Here is a 20,010-nt window from a genome sequence, read left to right on the forward strand (position 1 = left end):
GCATGGCTTGGACGGAAAAGGGCCTGCAGCGCGCAATGCGTGCTGCAGGCCCGAGAAATCATGGGGCGGGCGGTTTGGGCTTCTTCGGGGCGGCGGGTTTCTTCGCCGCAGGTTTGGCGGCGGCAGGCGCAGCAGGTTTGGGCTTTGCCGCAGCCTTGGGCGCGGTTTTCGGCTTGGCGGCCGGTTTAGGCTTGCTCGGCGTCAGCGCCTCGGCTTCCGCCAGCTTGCGCGCCATCTCCCAGTGGCGATCGTGGGCGCCATCGGGCTTGCCTTCAGACTCCCAGATCTGATGCGCCAGTTCGCGAATGCGTTTGTCTTCTTTACTCATCACAAACTCCTCACAGAAAATTTTCAGCTTTCTTGATTATCAGGATTGATAAAGACATTGACCGGGAGATCCCCCAGGGCAGCGCTGATCAACAGCTCCTTGTTGGGTGTGACTACGCCCGTTTGAAAAAGTCCCTTCCAGTTTTGTGCAGGGGCGGCGAACGGTAATTTCACCCGAGTATCGCCCCAAACCTGCGCATTGATCTGGGGAAACATCCCGTTTTCAAGCAACGGATAAGACCAGCGCGGCACCACCACCAGTAACTGCTTGCCTTGATGTTCACGGTAGAACGCAACCACACGCTCAGCGTGCTGGCCCACCACTTCCAAAGGCGTATAGCTGCCATGGCGCAGCAGCTCGGGGCAGGCTTTACGCAGGCCCAGTACCTGGGCGATCACTGCCTGTTTGATACGCCCGTCGCGCCAGTTGAACAACAGTTCGCCGATGTCCGGTGGTGCCTGCAATGCACGTTGCCGCGCAGCGAAGTCCACCGGGCGCCGGTTGTCCGGGTCGACCAGGCTGAAGTCCCAGAACTCATCGCCCTGGTAAATATCCGGCACACCCGGCACGGTCAGATGAAGCAAGGTTTGCGCCAGCCCATTCAGGGCGCCGGCGGGGGCGATGGCCTGCGCAGCGCTGTCCAACGCACTGCGCAGCGGCGCTCCGGCCTCACTGAGCAACAAGCGCTTGAGGAACGCTTCTACCGCCTGTTCGTAAGCCTCGTTGGGCGCGCTCCAACTGCTCTGCAACTTGGCCTCGCGCAAGGCTTTTTGCTGCCACTGCCACAGGCGTTGCTGGTACGCCTCCAGATCGGGGTTGGGCTCCAGCGGCCAACTGCCCAGCAGCACTTGATAGAGAATCAGCTCATCACCCGCCGAGGGGCTATCGGCGCTCTCGCGCAAGGGCTCGGCCAGACGACGCCAGTGCTCGACCTGTTCGGCATACCAGGGGGCGCACTCGCTGAGCACCGCCAGGCGCGCACGGGTGTCTTCGCCGCGTTTGTGGTCGTGGGTGGCGGTGGCCAGCAGGTTGCCGGGAAAGGTCTTCAGGCGCTGTTGATTGGCCGCATGGAAATCTGCCAACGGCGCACTGAATTGCTCGGTACTGAAGCCCACATCGTTGCGCGACAACAACACCGCCGAACGGTAGAACGCGGTGTCTTCCACAGCCTTGGCGGCGGCGGGCGAGGTCAGTTGCTGGAAGCGCACGCAGGCATGCTTGAGCATCTTGCGCGCGCGGCCTACCGGGCGATTGCGCCAGGGCTGGCCACCCAACCATTGCTCCAGGTGGTCGAGCACCGGCCAATCGCCTTCGTTGAGGGTACTGCGTGCACCCTCCATGGCATGCTGGAACACCTTGTCGTCGGCCGCACTGCGGCCCTTGGCGCTGATATAGGTGCGGTACACCGGGAAATGCACGATCAGTTCCTGCAAGGCCCGGCGGATGGCGCCCAGGGTCAGGTCGCGGGTCATCACGTCATCGCGGGCCACTTGCAGCAGCGCCTGGGCCACGCTTTCGAAGTCGCCGCCCAACGAACCATTGAGGATCTGCTGGCGCGCCAGCCGCGCTTCCTCGCCGAAGGTTGAGGGCCGCTCGCTGTGACGCGTCCACATCTCGGCCAGCGGTGCAAAACCTTCGGGATGGTGTTGCAGCAATGACAACTGGTTCATGAACTCGTAGCCGGTGGTGCCATCCACCTGCCAGTCTTCACGCAGGGTTTCACCTTCGCCAAGGATCTTTTCGACAAAGATGGGCAAGTGGCGCTGGGGTGACAGCGCGTCTACGCGGCGGCGCAATTTGCGGCAATAGCCACGCGGGTCGGCCAGGCCATCGATATGGTCGATGCGCAGCCCGTCGACCAACCCCGCGCTGATCAGCTCGAAAATCTTGCCATGGGTGGCTTCGAACACCGCTGCGCGTTCGACCCGCAGGCCGCCGAGCTCATTGACGTCGAAAAAACGCCGCCAGTTGATGTCGTCTGCGGCTGTGCGCCAACTGGCCAGGCGATAGGTCTGTTGTTCGAGCAGGTGATGCAGGCGCTCGAAACCCTCGGGCTGGCGACTGTCGAATGCGGTCAGGCGTTGTTCAATAGCGGATAGCAGCCCGCTGGCGCGTTCGGCCAGGGCTTGTTTGAGCTCGGTGGCCTCGGCGTAGGCGTCGTGCTGATAGGCGAGGGCGGCGAAACGTTCGGCCAGCGATTTGAGTAACTCGTCGCTACCCAGAATCAAGCCGTAGTCCCTGGGGCAAATCGGAAAACGGTGTTCGTAATGCTCGACGTAGAAACTCCCCTGGGCGGCATCGAACTTGAGCGCCAGCGTGCCGTTCTGCAAGGCTTCGCCGTAATCGCTGCCGAGGAAGGGCATCAGCAACTGGCCCTTGAGCAGCGGATCGGGGGAGTGCCACTGGATGTCGAAGAACTCGCTATAGGGACTCATGCGGCCCCATTCCAGCAGGTCCAGCCACCAAGGGTTATCCGCGCCGCCCACGGCCATATGGTTGGAGACGATATCGAGGATCAAACCCATGTCGTGCTCACGCAGCGCGGCGACCAGGCGACGCAACGCCGCTTCGCCCCCCAGTTCCGGGTTGACGCGGGTCGGGTCGACCACATCGTAGCCGTGCATGGAGCCGGCGCGGGCGCTTAACAGTGGTGAAGCATACAGGTGGCTGATGCCCAGTTGGGCAAAGTACGGCACCAGTGGCACCGCGTCATCGAGGGTAAAATCTTTATGAAATTGCAGGCGCTGGGTGGCGCGCAGGGGCAGTGCGTTCATCGGTCACGCTCATAGGCTTGGTTGCGCGCCACGGCCAGCAGTTCGAGGCGACGCGCGGCGCTGTCATTGTCGAGCAGGCTGGCGGCTTCGCCGGGCAAGCGTCGGCGCCAATTGGGGTGGGTGTCGAGGGTGCCCGGCAGGTTGGCTTGCTCCTCGATGCCCAATGCATCTTCCAAGGGCAACAACACCAGTGGCGCACGGGTATGGCCCAGGTAGCGCACGCTGGCGTCGATCATGTGGTCGGTATCGTTGCGGATCTCGTCGATGAAGTTCTGCGGGTCCTGGCTCAAGGCTTGGCGCAGTGCCTGGCGTTCGCGCAGGCGGTGTTCGCTCCATTGGTCTACGGTGGGCGCATCGATCAGGCCCAGCTGGATATTCCATTCGATATCGCGGCTGTGCCACCAGCCATTGAGGGTCGGCAAGTCGTGGGTACTGGTGGTGGCCAAGGCGTTGTCGGGCCAATCGAGGATGGGCTTGAACTGGCCGTCATGGTTCTGTTCGAACAGCAGCACACGCATGCCCAGGATCGAACGGGCGCTGAGCTTTTCGCGCAGGCCTTCGGGCACGGTGCCCAGGTCTTCACCGAGGACGATGGCCTGGTGGCGGTGCGATTCCAGGGCGAGCAAACTCAGCAGGTCGTCCACCGGGTAATACAAGTAGGCACCTTCGCGGGGGGACGCGCCCAGAGGGATCACCCACAGGCGTTGCAGGCCCATCACATGGTCGATGCGCAAGCCGCCGGCATGGGCGAAGTTGGCCCGCAGCATTTCGATAAAGGCGCGATAGCCATTGCGCTTGAGGCCCTCAGGGGAAAAGGCAGAGATGCCCCAGCCTTGGCCTGCGCGGTTGAGAATGTCCGGTGGCGCGCCGACGGTGAGGTCGGCCAGCAGTTCATCCTGGCGACTCCAGGCCTGGCTGCCGCCGCCGTCGGCGCCCACCGCCAGGTCGGCGATCAGGCCGATGCCCATGCCGCTGCCACGGGCGGCCTGTTGTGCGCGCTCAAGGCTGCGGGCAATCAGCCATTGGGTGAAGGCGAAATAGCCGATTTCGTCGCGGTTGTCCTCAGCGAACTGCGCCAGGGACGGGCTCTGTGGCGTACGCCAGGCTTCGGGCCATTGGCGCCAATCCAGGTCCTCACCCGCGGCGGCACGCTGGGCCTGTATGGCTTCGAAGCGGCAGTGGTTTTCCAGGGCTTCGCCGCCGGCCTGGCGGAAGCTTTGAAAGTCGGCATGCTGGGGATGCGCGCCGTGGCGGAAGTCTTCATACAGTGTGCGCAGCAGGCGTTGCTTGGCTTTGGCGGCGGCCGGCCAGTCGATTAGCGTGAGCTGTTCCAGGGCATGCAGCTCCTCGGCCAACCCGGCAGCTTCGATGGCGTTGCGCACCTCACGTTCACCGAGTATGCACGCCGGCGAAGCATACAGGCTGTTGAGAAACAGGCGGCTGGAGGGTGAATAGGGGCTGAAACGCTCAGTGTCGGCGCTGAACATCGCGTGCATCGGGCTGATTGCCACGGCGTCGGCGCCGCGCTCGGCGGCGGAACGCACCAGGTGCTCCAGGGCCAGGGTGTCGCCAAAACCGCCATCGCCCAGGCGGCGCAAGGCATAGAGTTGAGCGCTCAGGCCCCAGGCGCGAGCGGGTTGGCTGTCCACCGCGTCGGCCACGCTGTAGCAGTGGCTGGGCGCGACGGCCAGGGTGAAGGTTTGCCCGTCGATATGCACCTGGTGGTAGCCAAGGGCAATCACGCCGGGCAATACGGCCTCGCCATCCAGGCGCAGCTCCAGGGTTTCGCCGCCTTCCAGGCTGACGCGACACGGGGTGTCCGGGGCGAAGTAGCGTGCCAGGTCCAGGCCCGCACCGCTGTCGGTGGTCATCAAGGGCGGCAGGTGCCGGTCCTGCTGCGCCTGCTCAAGTTGCAGCAGGCTCGCGTCGATTTCGGCATCGCTGTCGGCCGGGTGCCCCAGCCCTTTGAGGACGGCGCGCAGGGCATCAGGCTTTACATGTTGCGGGCGACCGTTGGCATCGATCCAATCGACGGCCAGGCCCGCGCGGCTGGCGAGAATTTCCAGGTTCGCTTCGCTCAAAGAATGTCTCCAACAGGGGATAAGCAAACGCGTGCGCTCAAGGGCGGTAAGTGCGCACCTTGCGGGGCAGGCGTTTGGAAAATAATCGGGTGGGGTGCCGGATGATCCAGGGGCTGTTCACTCAGGTTCAGGTCGATCTGCAGCACACGGCCGTTGCCCAGGCGCCAGCGCGCGGTGACGGCATGGTCAGCCAGCACGTGCGCGCCCAGGGCGACGGTGCCGGGCAAGTGCGGCACCACATGCACGTGACGCAGGCTCAGCAGGTGGCGGTAGAGCTGGGTGTGGTCGTTCTCGACGAAGGAAGGCATCGACTGTAAAAAGGTTTGCAGCGCGTTGGGATCGGGGATGCGCTGGCGTTGCTCGGGGTCGTGAAACGCCGCGAAGTCGGCAAATTCATTGCGCCGCCCCTCACGCACCGCCTCGGCCAGTTCGCCATGATGGTCGGTGAAAAACAGGAACGGCTCGGCGGCATTCACCTCGTCGCCCATGAACAACATCGGGATCATGGGGCACAGCAACAGTAGGGCGGTCGCGGCGCTCAGTGCCTGGGGCGAACACAGCCGGTGCAGGCGTTCGCCGAGGGCGCGGTTGCCGACCTGGTCGTGGTTCTGCAGGAACGCGACGAAGGCGCTGGGGGGCAGATCCGCACTGGGTTCGCCGCGCGCATGGCCATGGCGTGTCGTCTCGCCCTGGTAGATGAACCCCTCGGCCAGGCAGCGCGCCAGCTTGGCGGTAGGCTGCTCGGCAAAGTCGCTGTAGTAGGCGTCGGTTTCACCGGTGAGCAGCACGTGCAGCACATTATGAAAGTCGTCATTCCATTGGGCGTCGAAATCGTGCTGCAACAGGCTGGCCTGGTTCAGTTCGTTTTCCAGCATCAGCCACACGTGGCGCCCGCCGTCCACCTGCTGGCGTACCCGTTGTGCCAGTTCCTGCAGAAACCCAGGGTTGTCGATGGCGTGCACGGCATCCAGGCGCAGGCCGTCGAAGCGGTATTCGAGCAGCCACATCAAGGCGTTGTCGAGGAAGAAATCCCGCACTTCACGACGCTCGAAATCAATGCCGGCGCCCCAGGGTGTGTGCACGTCCTCCTGGAAGAAACCCTGGGCGTACTGGCCCAGGTAATTGCCGTCGGGGCCGAAGTGGTTGTAGACCACATCGAGGATCACGGCCAAACCGTGGCCGTGGGCACTGTCGATCAGCTGCTTGAGTTGCTCGGGAGTGCCGTAGGTAGCGTGGGGCGCATAGGGCAGCACGCCGTCATAGCCCCAATTGCGTTCGCCGGGAAATTGCGCCAAAGGCATCAATTCAATCGCGGTGACGCCTAGTTCGGCCAGGCGGGGCAGGTGTTTCTCGACAGCAGCGTAGCCGCCCATGGCGCCGACGTGGAGCTCGTAGATCACCGCCGTGTGCCACGGGCGACCCTGCCACTGGCTGTGGCGCCATTCATAGGCGAGGGGGTCGACTACTCGGCTCCACCCATGCACGTCCAGCGCCTGGGCCCTGGAGGCGGGGTCGGGCACTGTGTTTTCGCCATCGATGTTAAAACGGTAAAGCGTGCCGGCAGGGCACGCGATTTCGACTTCAAACCAACCACCGGCCTGGGGCAGCATGACGATGGTTTTACCCTGTTCCAATTCAACGCTGACATAAAATGCGTCTGGCGCCCATAACGCAAAGCGCGTGCGGTGCGCGTCCAGCATGATTGCGCCGTGGGGCCAGGTTTCCAGAGTCCTTGACGGCATCTATGAAGACCTCCCTTAGTTGTTCCAGTCGCTACTTGTTCGATTTCCCCAGGGCCTTGGCCACCAGTTGTTCGTAGAGTTCGGCGTAGGGTTCCACGGCCTGGCACCAGTTGAACGGCTGGGTCATGGCACGGCTGCGCATGGCATTGAGCAGACCGGGGAAGGCGAACACCTTGAAGGCGCGGCGCAGCGCCTCTTCGTAGCTTTGCACCGTGGATTCATTGAACAGGAACCCGGTGACCCCATCCTCAATGGTGTCCGCCAGCCCGCCGGTGTTACGCGCCACCGGCAATGAGCCGAAGCGTTGCGCGTACATCTGGCTCAGCCCGCAGGGCTCATAGCGTGACGGCATCAGCAGGAAATCGCTGCCGGCGAACATGCGGCGCGCATCGGTCTCGTTGAAGCCAATGCGTACGCCCACCTGGCCCGGGAAGCGCAGTGCCAATTCGCGCATGGCCTGCTCTTCTTCCGGCTCGCCACGGCCGATGATCGCAATCTGGCCGCCGTTTTCGACGATGAAACCGGCGACGGCTTCGGTGAGGTCCAGGCCTTTCTGGTAGACCAGGCGCGAGACCACAGCGAACAGCGGGCCACTGGATGGCTGCAGCTCAAACAACTCGCGCACATGGGCGGCGTTGATAGCCTTGCCTTCCCAGTCGCCGATATTGAAGTTGTGGATCAGATGCGTGTCGGTGGACGTCTCCCAGCTTTCGTCGATACCGTTGGGAATGCCGCTGAGCAGACCTTGCTGGGTCTTGCTGGCGAGGAAGCCATCCAGGCCGCAACCGAATTCCGGGGTGGTGATCTCCTGGGCGTAGGTGGCGCTCACGGTGGTGATATGGCTGGAATACGCCATGCCCGCCTTGAGAAACGACATCTTGCCGTAGAACTCCATGCCTTCCTGTTGCAGGGCGTGGGGCGGAATGCCCAGCTCGGGCGTCGAGGCCAGGCTGACCACGCCCTGGTAGGCCAGGTTATGAATGGTGAACAGGGTTGGCGTACGTGACCCACGCCAGTGCATATACGCGGGGGCCAGACCCGCAGGCCAGTCGTGGGCGTGCACCAGGTCTGGGCACCAGTGGATTTGTGCAAGGTTGGCGGCAATGTCCGCGGCAGCCAAGCCCAGGCGGGCAAAGCGAATATGGTTGTCCGGCCAGTCGCGGCCGTTGTTGGCGCCGTAGGGCGTGCCTTCGCGCTCATACAGTTCGGGGCAGATCAGCACATAGATGACCAGGCCGTCCGCAAGGTCCATGCGCCCGATCTTGCACGGGGGCAACGCGGCATGGCCACCCAGTTCACCGACGATATGAATCGGGTTATCGCTTTCCATCACTTGCGGGTAACCCGGAATCAGCACCCGCACGTCATGCAGGTGCGCCATGGCGCGGGGCAGGGCCGCGGAGACGTCGCCCAGGCCGCCGGTTTTCACCAGGTCCGCGAACTCGGAAGTGACAAACAAGACTTTCTTTCGATTCGGATTCTGACTCACGACCGGCCGCACAGTGTTGGGCAGGTCGGCCAAAGACTTTGGCCCTCCTGCCGGCTGACTAAAACGCTCTCCCTGAGTATCTACTGCGGCACTGATCATAATGCACTCCCATCTGTTGGTTGGCTAATGGCCCGCTGCCATCGGCTCCGAGTGACCGCATCCTGCGGCCAGGCACACAAGCGCTATACAAGCTGGCAAGGCGTATGCCAGTTGTAACGTCGGCTAAAAAAGATTGGATGAGCGGGCATTCGGCCTGAAGCGCGCGTGCTCGCCCTTACCTAAAACTTGACCAGCGGCAGGTTTCGAAAGTTTAGATTTTTTGCGGGGTTTTTGTTTTGGAACGGACCCATCGGTCATGAGTCTAGGACAGATCCCAGCGCCTGCTGGGTTTTCATGCAGATTTTGTAGGACAAAAAACTTTTAACGATATGCTCCTGTGGCGAGGGAGCTTGCTCCCGCTGGGGCGCGTAGCGGCCCCAAAATTTTGGGAGCGCTGCGCACTCCAGCGGGAGCAAGCTCCCTCGCCACAGGGGGGGGGTGCACTTTAATGGTGCGTCAGACGAGCCCGCGAAGGGGCACACCCTCGGCCCAGGCTTGGATATCTTCGATCATCTGCTGATAGAACTGCCGGTAATTCTGCTCGCTCACATACCCCACGTGTGGCGTTGCCAGCACATTGGGCAAGCGGCGAAACGGGTGGTCAGCCGGCAGCGGTTCCTCGGCAAACACATCCAGCGCCGCCCCGGCCAGGCGTCCGCTGCGCAATGCTTGCAGCAGTGCCTGCTCGTCCACAATCGGCCCGCGTGCGGTATTTACCAGGCGCGCTGTGGGCTTCATCCAGCCCAACGCTTGCGCATCCACCAGACCACGGCTGCGCTCGCTGAGCACCAGATGGATGGTCAGAATATCCGCCTGCTCAAACAGCTCGCGCTTGCTGACCCAGGTCACCCCCGATTCAGCCGCGCGCTCCGGTGTGAGGTTTTCACTCCAGGCAATCACCCGCATGCCAAACACCTGGGCGAACCTTGCGACTTTCTGGCCAATACTGCCCAGCCCCAGGACGCCCAATGTCTTGCCGTGCAGGTCGCCGCCGAGGCCGACCTGCCATCCGCCCCCGCGCAGCGAGTTGGCTTCGGCGAGCAGGTTGCGTGTAGAGGCCATGATCAAGGCCCAGGTCAGTTCCGGAGCCGCGTGTTTATAGCTGTCGGTGCCGCACACCTGCATGCCCAGGGCCTTGGCTGCGGGAAGGTCGATGGCGGCATTGCGCATGCCGCCGGTCACCAGCAATTTGAGCTGGGGCAGCCCTTGCAGCAGGGCTTTGTCAAAGGTTGAGCGTTCGCGCATGAGGCAAATCACCTCGAATCCTTTCAAGCGCTCGATCATGGTGGCGGTATCGGCGGGGTAGTCGTGGAGAAAATGCACCTTGCCCACGCTGTCCAGCGCCGACCAATCCGCCACGTCGCTGGCCACGTTTTGCCAATCATCCATCACTGCGATCTGTATCGACATGCACGCGGGCCTCGAAAAGTGGCAATTAAAGGGCGTTCAACCCGTGCAACAGGGCTTTATGAAACTGTTCCGGCTCTTCCATCTGGGGCGCATGGCCCAGGCCGGGGAACTCCACCAACGTGGCGCGGGGAATCAGCTTGGCCACCTGCTTGCCCAGTACCTCGTAATGACCAATTTTGGCCTTGACCGCCGCCGGCGCCACATCTTTGCCGATGGCGGTAGTGTCGCTGGTGCCGATCAGCAGCAGGGTGGGCACCTGCAAGTCCTTGAACTCGTAGTACACCGGTTGGGTGAAGATCATGTCGTAAATCAGCGCCGAGTTCCAGGCAACCTGAAGATGCCCCGGGCCTTGGTTCAGGCCGGCGAGCATGTCTACCCAGCGCTCGTACTCGGGTTTCCAGCGCCCAACGTAATAGGTGTTTCGCTCGTAATTGCGTACACCGTCGGCGCTCAGTTTCAGCTCGCGCTGGTACCACTGGTCGACGCTCTGGTAGGGCACGCCGAGGGCTTTCCAGTCTTCCAGGCCAATGGGGTTCACAAGTCCCAACTGTTCGGTTTGTTGGGGGTACATCAGCGCATAGCGTGTGGCGAGCATGCCGCCGGTGGAATGGCCGATCACCGTGGCCTTTTGAATGCCGAGCTTTTCCAACAGTTGATGGGTATTGGTCGCCAGTTGCTGGAAGCTGTACTGGTAGTGGTCGGGCTTGCTGGAGGTGCAAAAACCAATCTGGTCCGGGGCGATGACGCGGTAACCGGCGTCACTGAGCGCCTTGATCGAACCCTCCCAGGTAGCGCCGCAAAAATTCTTGCCGTGCATCAGCACCACGCTGCGGCCGTTTGTAGTGCCGGTGGCGGGGACGTCCATGTAGCCCATTTGCAGGGATTTGCCCTGGGATTGGAAGGCAAAATGATTCAAAGGGTAGGGGTATGCAAAGCCCTGCAACTCAGGGCCGTAGGTGTCAGCTAACACGGGCGCCGCGCTGACCGAAAACAAACCGGCTACGCATAATGTACGGATAAAAGGCATGGGTTTTGGCTCCGAGACAGATGGCCGGATGCTCTTTGCCCGCGATTAACGGGGGATTAACGCCCACTGCAACGTCAGCGCTGCGATTACGCCATACCGCAGGCTTTTCGCCAGGGTTACCAGCAGTAGAAAACGCCATAACGGCTCACGCATCACCCCAGCCACCAATGTCAGCGGATCACCAATGATCGGCACCCAACTGAGCAACAACGTCCAGTGCCCCCAGCGTGCGTAATGGCTGCGAGCCTTGTCCAGCTGATTGGCGCTCACCGGGAACCAGCGTCGCTCTTTGAAGCGCTCGACCGAGCGCCCCAGCAGCCAATTGACCAGCGAGCCCAGCACATTACCCAGGGTGGCGATGCCCAGCAGCAGCCAAAGGTTGTAATGCCCGCTGAGCAGCAGGCCGACCAGCACAGCTTCCGACTGCAGGGGCAATAACGTCGCGGCGCCAAATGCCGCGCCGAACAGCCCCAGGTACCCCATCAACACCGGTCAGTGAGCCGGGTAGTCCGCTACCACCACGTCTTCGCCGTCGCGGGTCAGGCCAATGATTTGATACGCCTCGCTGCGTCCGTCTACTTCCATGCCTGGCGAGCCCAATGGCATGCCCGGTGCGGCAAGGCCCAGCAGGTCGTTGCGCTTGCGCAGAGCCAGGACCTGCTCGGCGGGTACGTGGCCTTCGACGAACTTGCCGTCGATCACCGCGGTGTGGCAGGAGCCAAGGCGTGGCGCCACGCCCAAGCGTTGTTTCACCGCGCTCATGTCGGCTTCAACGTGGTCGTTGACCTTGAAACCGTTGCTCTCCAAGTGGCTGATCCACTTCTTGCAGCAGCCGCAGTTGGCGTCGCGGTGTACATCGATGGGGATCAGTTCGGCGGCCTGGGCCAGGGTGGTGGTAAACAGGGCACTGAGCAGGGCCAGTCGCAATGGGGTTTTCATCGTGGGTCTCACTGAAGGCGCGGCAATAAGCCGGGCATTCTCCCTGCTTTTGCAGGCATGTTTGCAATGTGATGTCGTGGTAATGTTTCTAAATTATACGAAACCCTGATTGTCCAGCCGCTGCTTGAGCCGGTCCAACGCAATCGCCGACAACGCGACCATGCGCTCATGCAAAGACGCCAGTTGCAGTTCAGTCTCGTAAGTCAGCACCCGTTTGAACAGGGTGCCGCCCTGATGAGCGCGCAAGCAGTAATGGATGCAACCGTCAACCGCCAGGGAGGTGAACACGGTCTTGAACTCGCTGGGGCGGCGGGCGATTTGTACGCGGTAACTCATGGGGACGCGTATGCCCAGCAGGTCGATGATTTCGGTAAAACGCGTGCCGACCGGTAATGAGCCGGTGGTGCCGGTGTCGGCGCTGAGGGAGGTGGGGTGCCACTCGTGCCAGCGGTCGGGCTGGGTCACATAGTCATAAACCGCCTCGATCGGCGCCTGGATGAACCGTTCCTGACTGATCTGCTCCAAGCGGACCGAATGCTCAGTCGCGTGCATGACACACCTCCTGTGTGGCGGGTTTTACACTAGGAGCTGTGAGAATAGTCTGACTCCCTTGCTTTGCACGAGAGTCGGCAGACCGTTGATCAATCCCGCTGAGAACGGCCCCCACAAGGGTTTCCAGCAAACGCTAGATATCCAGCATGGCCAGCACTTCCTTGGGGTAACGCAGGCCTGCGGTTGCATCGGCAGGGAAGATCGCATCCAGCGCAGCCAGTTCGTCAGCGCTGAGAGAAATCGACAGCGCCTCCACATTCTCTTGCAGATAGGTGCGCCGCTTGGTGCCGGGAATCGGGATGATGTAATCGCCTTGGGCCAATACCCAGGCCAGCGCCAGTTGCCCGGCCGTGACACCTTTGTCTGCCGCCAAGCGCTTGACCTGTTCTACCAGCAGCAGGTTTTTCGCAAAGTTCTCCCCCTGAAAGCGCGGGCTGAAGCGTCGGTAATCATCGGCGCCGAAATCATCCGGGCTCTTCAAGGCGCCGGTGAGAAAACCTCGGCCCAACGGGCTGTACGGCACAAACGCGATGCCCAGGCGCTGGCAAGCGGCGAGGCAACCATTGTCTTGCTGGTCGCGGCTCCACAGCGAATATTCACTTTGCAGGGCGCTAATGGGATGGACCTTATGCGCCCGTTCCAGAGTAGCGGCGGACGCCTCGCTCAGGCCCAGATAGCGCACTTTGCCCTGTTTCACCAAGTCGGCCATGGCGCCGACCGTTTCTTCGATGGCCACGTCGGGGTCGATACGGTGCTGGTAGTACAGGTCCAGCGTATCCACCCCCAGGCGTTGCAAGGTGCCGTCGATGGCGTTGCGGATATACTCGGGCCGGCCATTCACCCCGCGCACTACGGGGTTGGCAGGGTCGCGCACAATCCCGAATTTACTGGCCAGGAACACTTGGTCGCGCTTGCCGGCAATAGCCTTGCCGATCAGTTGCTCATTGGTGTGCGGGCCGTACATGTCCGCGGTATCGAGAAAGTTGACGCCCAACTCCAGGGCGCGGTGCAAGGTTGCGGTGGCTTCGGTGGTATCGGTGCCGGGCGTGTAGAAATCGGTCATGCCCATGCAGCCAAGGCCGATGGCGGACACATGCGGGCCGTTTTTACCGAGTTGTCGAGTGTGCATAGGGAAGCTCCTTGTGATGAGGGGCCCATTGTTACCCTTGAAAAAACGCAGATAAACCCGCTAAAAGTGCTATCACTGTTCGTAATATCTAAACAATTCCCCACGGGAGCATTTTATTGGATCGTTTTAACGCCATGCGCGTGTTCACTCGGATTGTTGAATTGGGCGGGTTTGCCAAGGCCGCCGACAGCCTGCAATTGCCACGCGCCTCCGTGACGATCCTGATCAAGCAACTGGAGGCCCATCTCGGCGTGCAACTGCTGCAGCGCACCACGCGCCACGTCAGCCCGACCCTGGATGGCGCGGCGTACTACCAACGTTGCGTGCAATTGCTGACTGATCTTGAGGAAACCGAGGCGGTGTTCTCCACGCGGCGCCAGAACCCCCGGGGCACATTGAGCATCGATATGCCCTCAGGCATTGGGAGCTTGATTGTGATTCCGGCCTTGCCAACGTTCACCGCGCTGTACCCACAGATCGAGTTGGAGATCGGCCTCAATGACCGGCCAGTGGATCTGATTCGCGAAGGCGTCGATTGCGTGTTGCGCGGTGGTCCGGCCCTGGATGAATCGCTGGTGGCACGCCCCTTGGCGATGATGGAACAACTGACCCTGGCCAGCCCCGCGTACCTTGAACGCATGGGCACGCCCACTTGCCTGGAGCAGTTGGCGGGTCACCAAATGGTCGAGTACGTGTCCAGCGCCAGCGGTAAACGTTTTGGCCTGGAATTTCTGCTGGGCAGCGAGTTGCATCCGATCAACCTGCCGAAAGTGGTTGCCGTGAACAGCTCTGCCGGTTACTTCGCTGCGTGCGAAGCCGGCTACGGGCTGATCCAGGCACCTCGTTATCACTCCCTGCGCCAACTGGCCGAGGGCACGCTGGTGCAGGTGCTCCCTGATGTGGCAGTGCCGAAGATGGCGCTGACTGCGTTGTACCCGCCTCATCGGCAGTTGTCGCAGCGGGTGAGGGTGTTCGTCGATTGGCTGGTGCAGTTGTGCGGTCGGCCCGGCACCGGCTTGCAAGGCTAGGCTTGCGCCCTGCGATAGGCGCCAGGCTGTTGCCCGGTGACTTTATGGAAGGCTCGGGTAAACGCCGCCACCGATTGATACCCGGCCGCCAGCGAAACCTCGGCCACCGTCTGGTCCGCCTTGAGCAACCCACAGGCGTGGCGCATGCGGATCATCAGCAGCACTTGCCCGGGCGACTGCCCACACAGTTCGCTGAAGCGCTTGAAAAACGCCGAGCGCGACAACCCGGTACAGGCCGCCATGCTTTCCAGGCTCCAGGGCTCGGCGGGGCGGGCGATCAATTGCTCCAGCAAATGTGCGAACGCCGGTGCCCGGCCCAGCGCCGCAAGGCCGCCAAGCTCGGTGTTGTCGAGCACTTGCTGGCGCAGCACATACAGAAACAGCAGGTGGCACAGGCGCTCAAGCAGCGCGGAAGAGGGCGCTGGGGTGCGTGCGCATTCTTGCAGGATCAATTCGAACAGGTTGCGTGCAGCCATCAGCGACGGGTCGCCGGCGCGCAGGATGATCCAGCTGGGCAGGGTGTCGACGATCAGCGTCGACAATCCGGATTGGAAGTGAAAGAAACCGCAGACTAATCCTACGCCGTCCGTGGCCGTGCTATCGAGAGGCAGCATCGAGCGGCGTGGGCACTGCTGGGCGCCGGCCGCCGTGGCTTGGCCGGAAAGCCTGAAGGCAAAGTCACGCAGCAGGAACACCGCGTCACCATTGTTCAGGTGTTGGGGCGTTGGATCACCGTCGATATGCAGCCAGCATTCGCCTTGCACAATCAAGTGGAAGCTCGCCTGCGCCAGGCCATGGGTGCTCGCGTGCCAGTCACCGCAATAACGGCCGACGTGAAACAGGCTGGTGTTGAGTTCGAGGCTATCTAATAACCAATCGACAAGTACATCGGACGAATTCATCTAATGGAAAGACTCAAGAGCAAGTAATCGCTACTTTAGCCTATTGAGCGCTTTTTTTAGAACCAACAGACTGGGGCATTCAAACCCAACAGGAGTCCACTTCATGTCCCGTGTACCGTTGCTCACGCCTGAAACCGCACCGGAAGCCGCCAAGCCCTTTCTGGAAAACGCGCTGAAAGGCTCGGGTTTTATCCCTAACCTACTGGGCGTACTGGCCAACGCACCGGCTGCGCTGGAAACCTACATCACTGTCTCCGCCTTGAATGCCAAGGCCGAGCTGAGCCTGGCCGACCGTGAAGTGGTGCAACTGATTGCCGCTACTACCCACGGTTGTGATTTCTGCGTCGCTGGCCACACGGCGGTTGCCCGCAACAAAGCCAAGTTGCCCGAGGAGGTGATCGAGGCCTTGCGCCGCCGGGGTGAGTTGCCTGACGCGCGCTATGAGACACTTGCCGCGTTTACCCGTGAAGTGATCGCCACCCGTGGGGATGTGAGTGACGCGGGCTTTGAGGCGTTCCGCGCCGCTGGCTACACCGACGGCCACGCGCTGGAAGTCATCCTGGGTGTCAGTCTGGCAACCCTGTGCAACTTCGCCAACGTGTTTGCCCGCACCCCGCTGAACCCGGAGCTGGCGCAATACCGTTGGGAAAAACCGGCCAACTGATTCGGCGTTGGCCCACCTGCTGTAAAAGGAGAGACATGAATGCTTGACCCAATCTTGAGCCGTTGGCTCGATGTTCAAGCGCAGGCCCTGGACGTGGGCAGTTGCGATCCACAGGAAGTGCTGCCACGGCTGGCAGAAGCCAATATTCTGAGAATCGGTGTGCCCACCCACCTGGGCGGCCTGGGCGGCGATGTGGCGGGTGCGGTCGAGGCCATCGCCAATGTGGCCAGCCATTCCCTGGCAGCGGCGTTTGTGTGCTGGGGCCAGCGCTCGTTTATCGAGTACTTGCTGCAGAGCCCCAATCAGCGCTTGCGCGAGCAGCTGATGCCAGACCTGCTCAGCGGCAAGTTGGCCGGCGCCACCGGGTTGTCGAATGCGATGAAGTTCCTGTCGGGTATCGAGACGTTGCAGATCAGCGCCGAGCCCAACGACCACGGTTGGATCCTCAACGGTCGCCTGCACTGGGTGACCAACTTGCGCAAGAATGGCTTTGTCGCTGCGGCGGCCATCGAGCATGCCGGGGGCGGCGCGCCATTTATCCTGGCCATTCCGGATTCGGTGGCCGGGTTGCAGCGCTCCCGTGACCTGGAGCTGCTCGGGCTGCAATCGAGCAACACCGCAGCGCTGGGCCTGGAAGGCGTGGAGCTGAGTCGCGAGTGGTTGTTGCACGAGGATGCGCGCAAGTTTTTACCGGCGGTGCGCCCGGCGTTTCTGGGCTTGCAGTGCGGTATGTCGATTGGTTTGGCACGGCGTTCCCTGGCTGAAGTAGCCCACCATTTGGGCGCCAGTCGTACCGTGTTGCGCGACGAGCTGGAAGCCCTGCGCGCAACGCTGGATCATCTGGTCCGCGAGCTTAAAAAGGGGCTGTTGGCCGGGCGCTTTACCGCCGAGCCGATACCGCTGTTCAAGCTGCGTATCGCGCTGGCCGAAACCGCCGCCAGCGCTGTGCAGCTTGAACTGCAAGCCAGCGGTGGCAAGGCCTACCTGACCGCCCACGGCAGCGGCTTTGCCCGGCGCTGGCGCGAGTCGGCCTTTGTACCGATCGTAACGCCCAGCCTGGTGCAACTGCGTACCGAGCTGCACCGCCAGGCCAGTCTATGAGCCAGGCGGTATTGACGGCCCAGGGCATTTGCCTGGGGTACGGCAGCGGGCCGGTGTTGCAAGGCTTCGACTTGCACTTGCAACCGGGTGAAGTGGTGTCGATCCTGGGCCCCAGCGGCGTGGGCAAATCCAGCCTGCTGCGGGTGCTGGCTGGCTTGCAGGTACCTCAATCTGGCCGTGTGCAGGTATTGGGCGAGCCATTGAGCGGCCCGCATCCGCGCGTGGTGGTGGCCTTTCAAGACCCGAGCCTGCTGCCTTGGTTGACCCTGGAAAAGAACGTCGCCTTTGGTCTGGATTTCGCCCGCCAACCGCACTTGAGTGGTGAAGAGCGCCGCCGGCGTGTCGACCACGCCATTGCAGCGGTAGGGCTGGAACCTGCGCGCCAGCAGTTCCCGGCGCAATTGTCCGGTGGCATGGCCCAGCGCACGGCATTGGCTCGCTGCCTGGCGCGTCAGCCACAAGTGTTGCTGCTCGACGAACCCTTCGGCGCCCTGGACGAAGTGACCCGCGCCGACATGCAGCACCTGTTGCTCAAGGTCAATCGTGAGCAGGGCTCGGCGGCGGTATTGATCACCCATGACATCGACGAAGCGCTGCTGCTGTCGGACCGCATCCTGCTACTGGGTAACCGCCCGGCGCGGACGTTGGGCGAGTGGGCAATCGATTTGCCGCATCCACGGGAAGAACAGGTCGAGGCCATCGGCGCGCTGCGTATCGAAATTTTGAAAACCTTACGGCAGGCGAGCCGCCCTCAACCCAACCCCCTTGAACAACAGGAGTTTACTTATGTGTCTGGATGACCTGGCCCACTCGCGCCGTGACTTTCTCAAACTCTCCGCCGTGCTCAGTGCCGCCGGCGCCTTGCCTCTGCTGAGCAGCCTGCAGGCGCGTGCCGCCAACGAGCCCGACGCGCCGGTGCGCATTGGCTACCTACCTATCACTGACGCCACGCCACTGCTGGTGGCCCACAACAATGGCCTGTTCGAAGCCGAAGGCATCAAGGCCGAGCGCCCAGTGTTGTTGCGCAGTTGGGCCCAAGTGATCGAGGCGTTTATCTCCGGCCAGGTCAACGTGATACACCTGCTGTCGCCAATGACCGTATGGGCGCGCTACGGCAGTAAAGTGCCGGCCAAAGTCGTGGCGTGGAACCATGTGGGCGGTTCGGGCTTGACCGTATCCCCAGGTATTACCGACGTGAAGCAACTGGGTGGCAAGTCGGTGGCGATTCCGTTCTGGTACTCGATTCATAACGTGGTGGTGCAGCAACTGTTCCGCGATAACGGCCTCACGCCGGTCACTCGTGCCACCGGCAGTTCGATTGCCGCCAATGAGGTCAACCTGATCGTGTTGCCGCCCTCGGACATGCCTCCGGCCCTGGCCAGCAAACGCATCGACGGCTACATCGTCGCCGAACCGTTCAATGCCCTGGCAGAAAACCTCAAGGTCGGTCGCGTGCAGCGCTTTACTGGCGACGTGTGGCGTAACCATGCCTGCTGCGTGGTGTTCATGCACGAGCACGACCTGGCTAACCGTCCGGAGTGGTCGCAGAAGGTGGTGAACGCCATCGTCAAGGCCCAGGTGTGGACCCGCGACAACCGTGAAGAGGCGGTGAAGCTGCTGTCCAAGGATGGCCCGAACCGTTACACGCCCCATGCCGAACCGGTGTTGAGCAAAGTCCTGGCGCCGGCGGCCAGCGACCGCGCCTCCTACGTGGCCGACGGCGCGATCCAGCACGCCAACTGGGACGAGCATCGCATCGACTTCCAACCGTACCCGTTCCCCAGCTACACCGAAGAACTGGTGCGGCGCTTGAAGGACACCTTGATCGAAGGCGACAAAAAGTTTCTCACGGACCTGGACCCAGCCTTCGTGGCCAAGGACTTGGTGGACGACCGCTTCGTGCGCAACGCGATCGAAGCCGTGGGTGGCATGCAGACCTTCGGTTTGCCGGATGGTTATGAGCGGCACGAGGAGATCGGCGTTTGAACAACAGCAGAATCCCCGGCTGGTGGCTGGGGCTGAGTGGCTTGGCGGGTTTGTTGGTGCTGTGGTGGTTGGGCGTGAAAGTGTTCGGCGAGGCCGATGGCCTGTCGGCGCGCTTTTCCCTGGCGGCCACCGCCAGCAGCTTGTGGGAATTGCTCGGGCGGGGTGAGTTGTACCTGCATATCGCCGTGAGCCTGAAGCGTATTTTCGTCGGGCTGTTTATCGCGTTGTTGGTAGGCGTACCCCTCGGGCTGCTGGTGGGCAGTTCGCGTAACCTGGAGGCGGCGACCACGCCAGCGTTCCAGTTTCTGCGGATGATTTCGCCGCTGTCCTGGATGCCGATCGTGGTGATGCTGATGGGCGTGGGCGACCAGCCAATCTATTTCCTGCTGGCCTTTGCCGCTGTCTGGCCGATCATGCTCAACACCGCAGCGGGCGTGCGTCAGCTCGACCCGCGCTGGTTACAGTTGAGCAAGAGCTTGAGCGCCACGCGTTGGGAAACCTTGCGCCGGGTGGTCATTCCTGGCGTGGTAGGGCATGTGCTGACCGGCGTGCGCCTGGCCATCGGCATCCTGTGGATCGTGCTGGTGCCCTGCGAAATGCTCGGGGTCAGTGCGGGGCTGGGGTATTACATCCTCGACACCCGTGATCGGCTCGCGTATTCGGAGTTGATGGCGATGGTGGTGGTGATCGGGGTGCTGGGGTTCGCGCTGGATGCGTTTGCGCGTTGGTTGCATCGGCGGTGGGTGCATGGCGGCTAAG

At 62.2% G+C, this 20,010-nt stretch carries 18 protein-coding genes; 6 read left to right on the forward strand and 12 right to left on the reverse strand.

Annotated elements, in window-relative coordinates:
* Positions 1 to 58: 58 nt before the first annotated feature.
* From BT204_RS08690 to BT204_RS08740, 11 genes are all read right to left on the reverse strand, one after another.
* On the reverse strand, positions 59 to 328 hold the full coding sequence (locus BT204_RS08690) for a DUF2934 domain-containing protein (RefSeq protein WP_003191595.1): 270 nt from the start codon (positions 326 to 328) through the stop codon (positions 59 to 61).
* Between the two features lie 23 nt (positions 329 to 351).
* On the reverse strand, positions 352 to 3,102 hold the full coding sequence (locus BT204_RS08695; RefSeq protein WP_060772955.1) for a malto-oligosyltrehalose synthase: 2,751 nt from the start codon (positions 3,100 to 3,102) through the stop codon (positions 352 to 354).
* Positions 3,099 to 5,183, reverse strand: a complete 2,085-nt coding sequence (gene malQ, locus BT204_RS08700) for a 4-alpha-glucanotransferase (RefSeq protein ID WP_072446409.1) — start codon at positions 5,181 to 5,183, stop codon at positions 3,099 to 3,101. Before malQ ends, BT204_RS08695 begins: the two co-directional genes overlap by 4 nt.
* A complete protein-coding gene (gene treZ / locus BT204_RS08705) occupies positions 5,180 to 6,925 on the reverse strand; it encodes a malto-oligosyltrehalose trehalohydrolase (protein WP_072446411.1) in 1,746 nt (581 codons plus the stop codon). The genes malQ and treZ overlap by 4 nt, the downstream gene beginning before the upstream one ends.
* A gap of 31 nt (positions 6,926 to 6,956) precedes the next feature.
* Positions 6,957 to 8,513: a glycogen synthase GlgA gene (gene glgA / locus BT204_RS08710; RefSeq protein ID WP_072446413.1), complete on the reverse strand. Its 1,557-nt coding sequence runs from the start codon at positions 8,511 to 8,513 to the stop codon at positions 6,957 to 6,959.
* A gap of 456 nt (positions 8,514 to 8,969) precedes the next feature.
* A complete protein-coding gene (locus BT204_RS08715) occupies positions 8,970 to 9,923 on the reverse strand; it encodes a D-2-hydroxyacid dehydrogenase family protein (RefSeq protein WP_072446415.1) in 954 nt (317 codons plus the stop codon).
* Positions 9,924 to 9,948: 25 nt separating this feature from the next.
* Positions 9,949 to 10,950, reverse strand: coding sequence for an alpha/beta fold hydrolase (locus BT204_RS08720; RefSeq protein WP_072446417.1), 1,002 nt, complete (start codon positions 10,948 to 10,950; stop codon positions 9,949 to 9,951).
* 45 nt (positions 10,951 to 10,995) lie between these two features.
* Positions 10,996 to 11,439, reverse strand: a complete 444-nt coding sequence (locus BT204_RS08725; RefSeq protein ID WP_072446419.1) for a YqaA family protein — start codon at positions 11,437 to 11,439, stop codon at positions 10,996 to 10,998.
* A gap of 3 nt (positions 11,440 to 11,442) precedes the next feature.
* Positions 11,443 to 11,889, reverse strand: a complete 447-nt coding sequence (locus tag BT204_RS08730) for a DUF411 domain-containing protein (RefSeq protein ID WP_034127552.1) — start codon at positions 11,887 to 11,889, stop codon at positions 11,443 to 11,445.
* 93 nt (positions 11,890 to 11,982) lie between these two features.
* Positions 11,983 to 12,441, reverse strand: coding sequence for an SRPBCC family protein (locus BT204_RS08735; RefSeq protein ID WP_072446420.1), 459 nt, complete (start codon positions 12,439 to 12,441; stop codon positions 11,983 to 11,985).
* 133 nt (positions 12,442 to 12,574) lie between these two features.
* On the reverse strand, positions 12,575 to 13,570 hold the full coding sequence (locus tag BT204_RS08740) for an aldo/keto reductase (protein ID WP_072446422.1): 996 nt from the start codon (positions 13,568 to 13,570) through the stop codon (positions 12,575 to 12,577).
* 116 nt (positions 13,571 to 13,686) lie between these two features.
* On the opposite strand from BT204_RS08740, the gene BT204_RS08745 reads away from it, so the two are divergent.
* Positions 13,687 to 14,598, forward strand: a complete 912-nt coding sequence (locus BT204_RS08745; protein ID WP_072446424.1) for a LysR family transcriptional regulator — start codon at positions 13,687 to 13,689, stop codon at positions 14,596 to 14,598.
* On the opposite strand, the gene BT204_RS08750 is transcribed toward BT204_RS08745, so the two are convergent.
* On the reverse strand, positions 14,595 to 15,500 hold the full coding sequence (locus BT204_RS08750) for an AraC family transcriptional regulator (protein ID WP_057975801.1): 906 nt from the start codon (positions 15,498 to 15,500) through the stop codon (positions 14,595 to 14,597). The genes BT204_RS08745 and BT204_RS08750 overlap by 4 nt on opposite strands.
* 103 nt (positions 15,501 to 15,603) lie before the next feature.
* Between BT204_RS08750 and BT204_RS08755 the strand changes: the two genes are divergently transcribed.
* From BT204_RS08755 to BT204_RS08775, 5 genes are read left to right on the forward strand one after another with little or no spacing between them, the layout of a single operon-like run.
* A complete protein-coding gene (locus tag BT204_RS08755; RefSeq protein WP_072446425.1) occupies positions 15,604 to 16,164 on the forward strand; it encodes a carboxymuconolactone decarboxylase family protein in 561 nt (186 codons plus the stop codon).
* A 39-nt stretch (positions 16,165 to 16,203) separates the two neighbouring features.
* Entirely contained in the window at positions 16,204 to 17,265 is a 1,062-nt protein-coding gene (locus BT204_RS08760; protein WP_072446427.1) for an acyl-CoA dehydrogenase family protein, read from the forward strand.
* Entirely contained in the window at positions 17,262 to 18,065 is an 804-nt protein-coding gene (locus BT204_RS08765) for an ABC transporter ATP-binding protein (RefSeq protein WP_034127546.1), read from the forward strand. Before BT204_RS08760 ends, BT204_RS08765 begins: the two co-directional genes overlap by 4 nt.
* A complete protein-coding gene (locus BT204_RS08770) occupies positions 18,052 to 19,251 on the forward strand; it encodes an ABC transporter substrate-binding protein (RefSeq protein ID WP_072446429.1) in 1,200 nt (399 codons plus the stop codon). Before BT204_RS08765 ends, BT204_RS08770 begins: the two co-directional genes overlap by 14 nt.
* A complete protein-coding gene (locus BT204_RS08775) occupies positions 19,248 to 20,009 on the forward strand; it encodes an ABC transporter permease (protein ID WP_054897391.1) in 762 nt (253 codons plus the stop codon). Before BT204_RS08770 ends, BT204_RS08775 begins: the two co-directional genes overlap by 4 nt.
* Position 20,010 lies beyond the last annotated feature (1 nt).

Origin of the sequence: Pseudomonas sp. NFPP02 (genome assembly GCF_900119355.1) — a bacterium.
GTDB lineage: Bacteria > Pseudomonadota > Gammaproteobacteria > Pseudomonadales > Pseudomonadaceae > Aquipseudomonas > Aquipseudomonas paracarnis.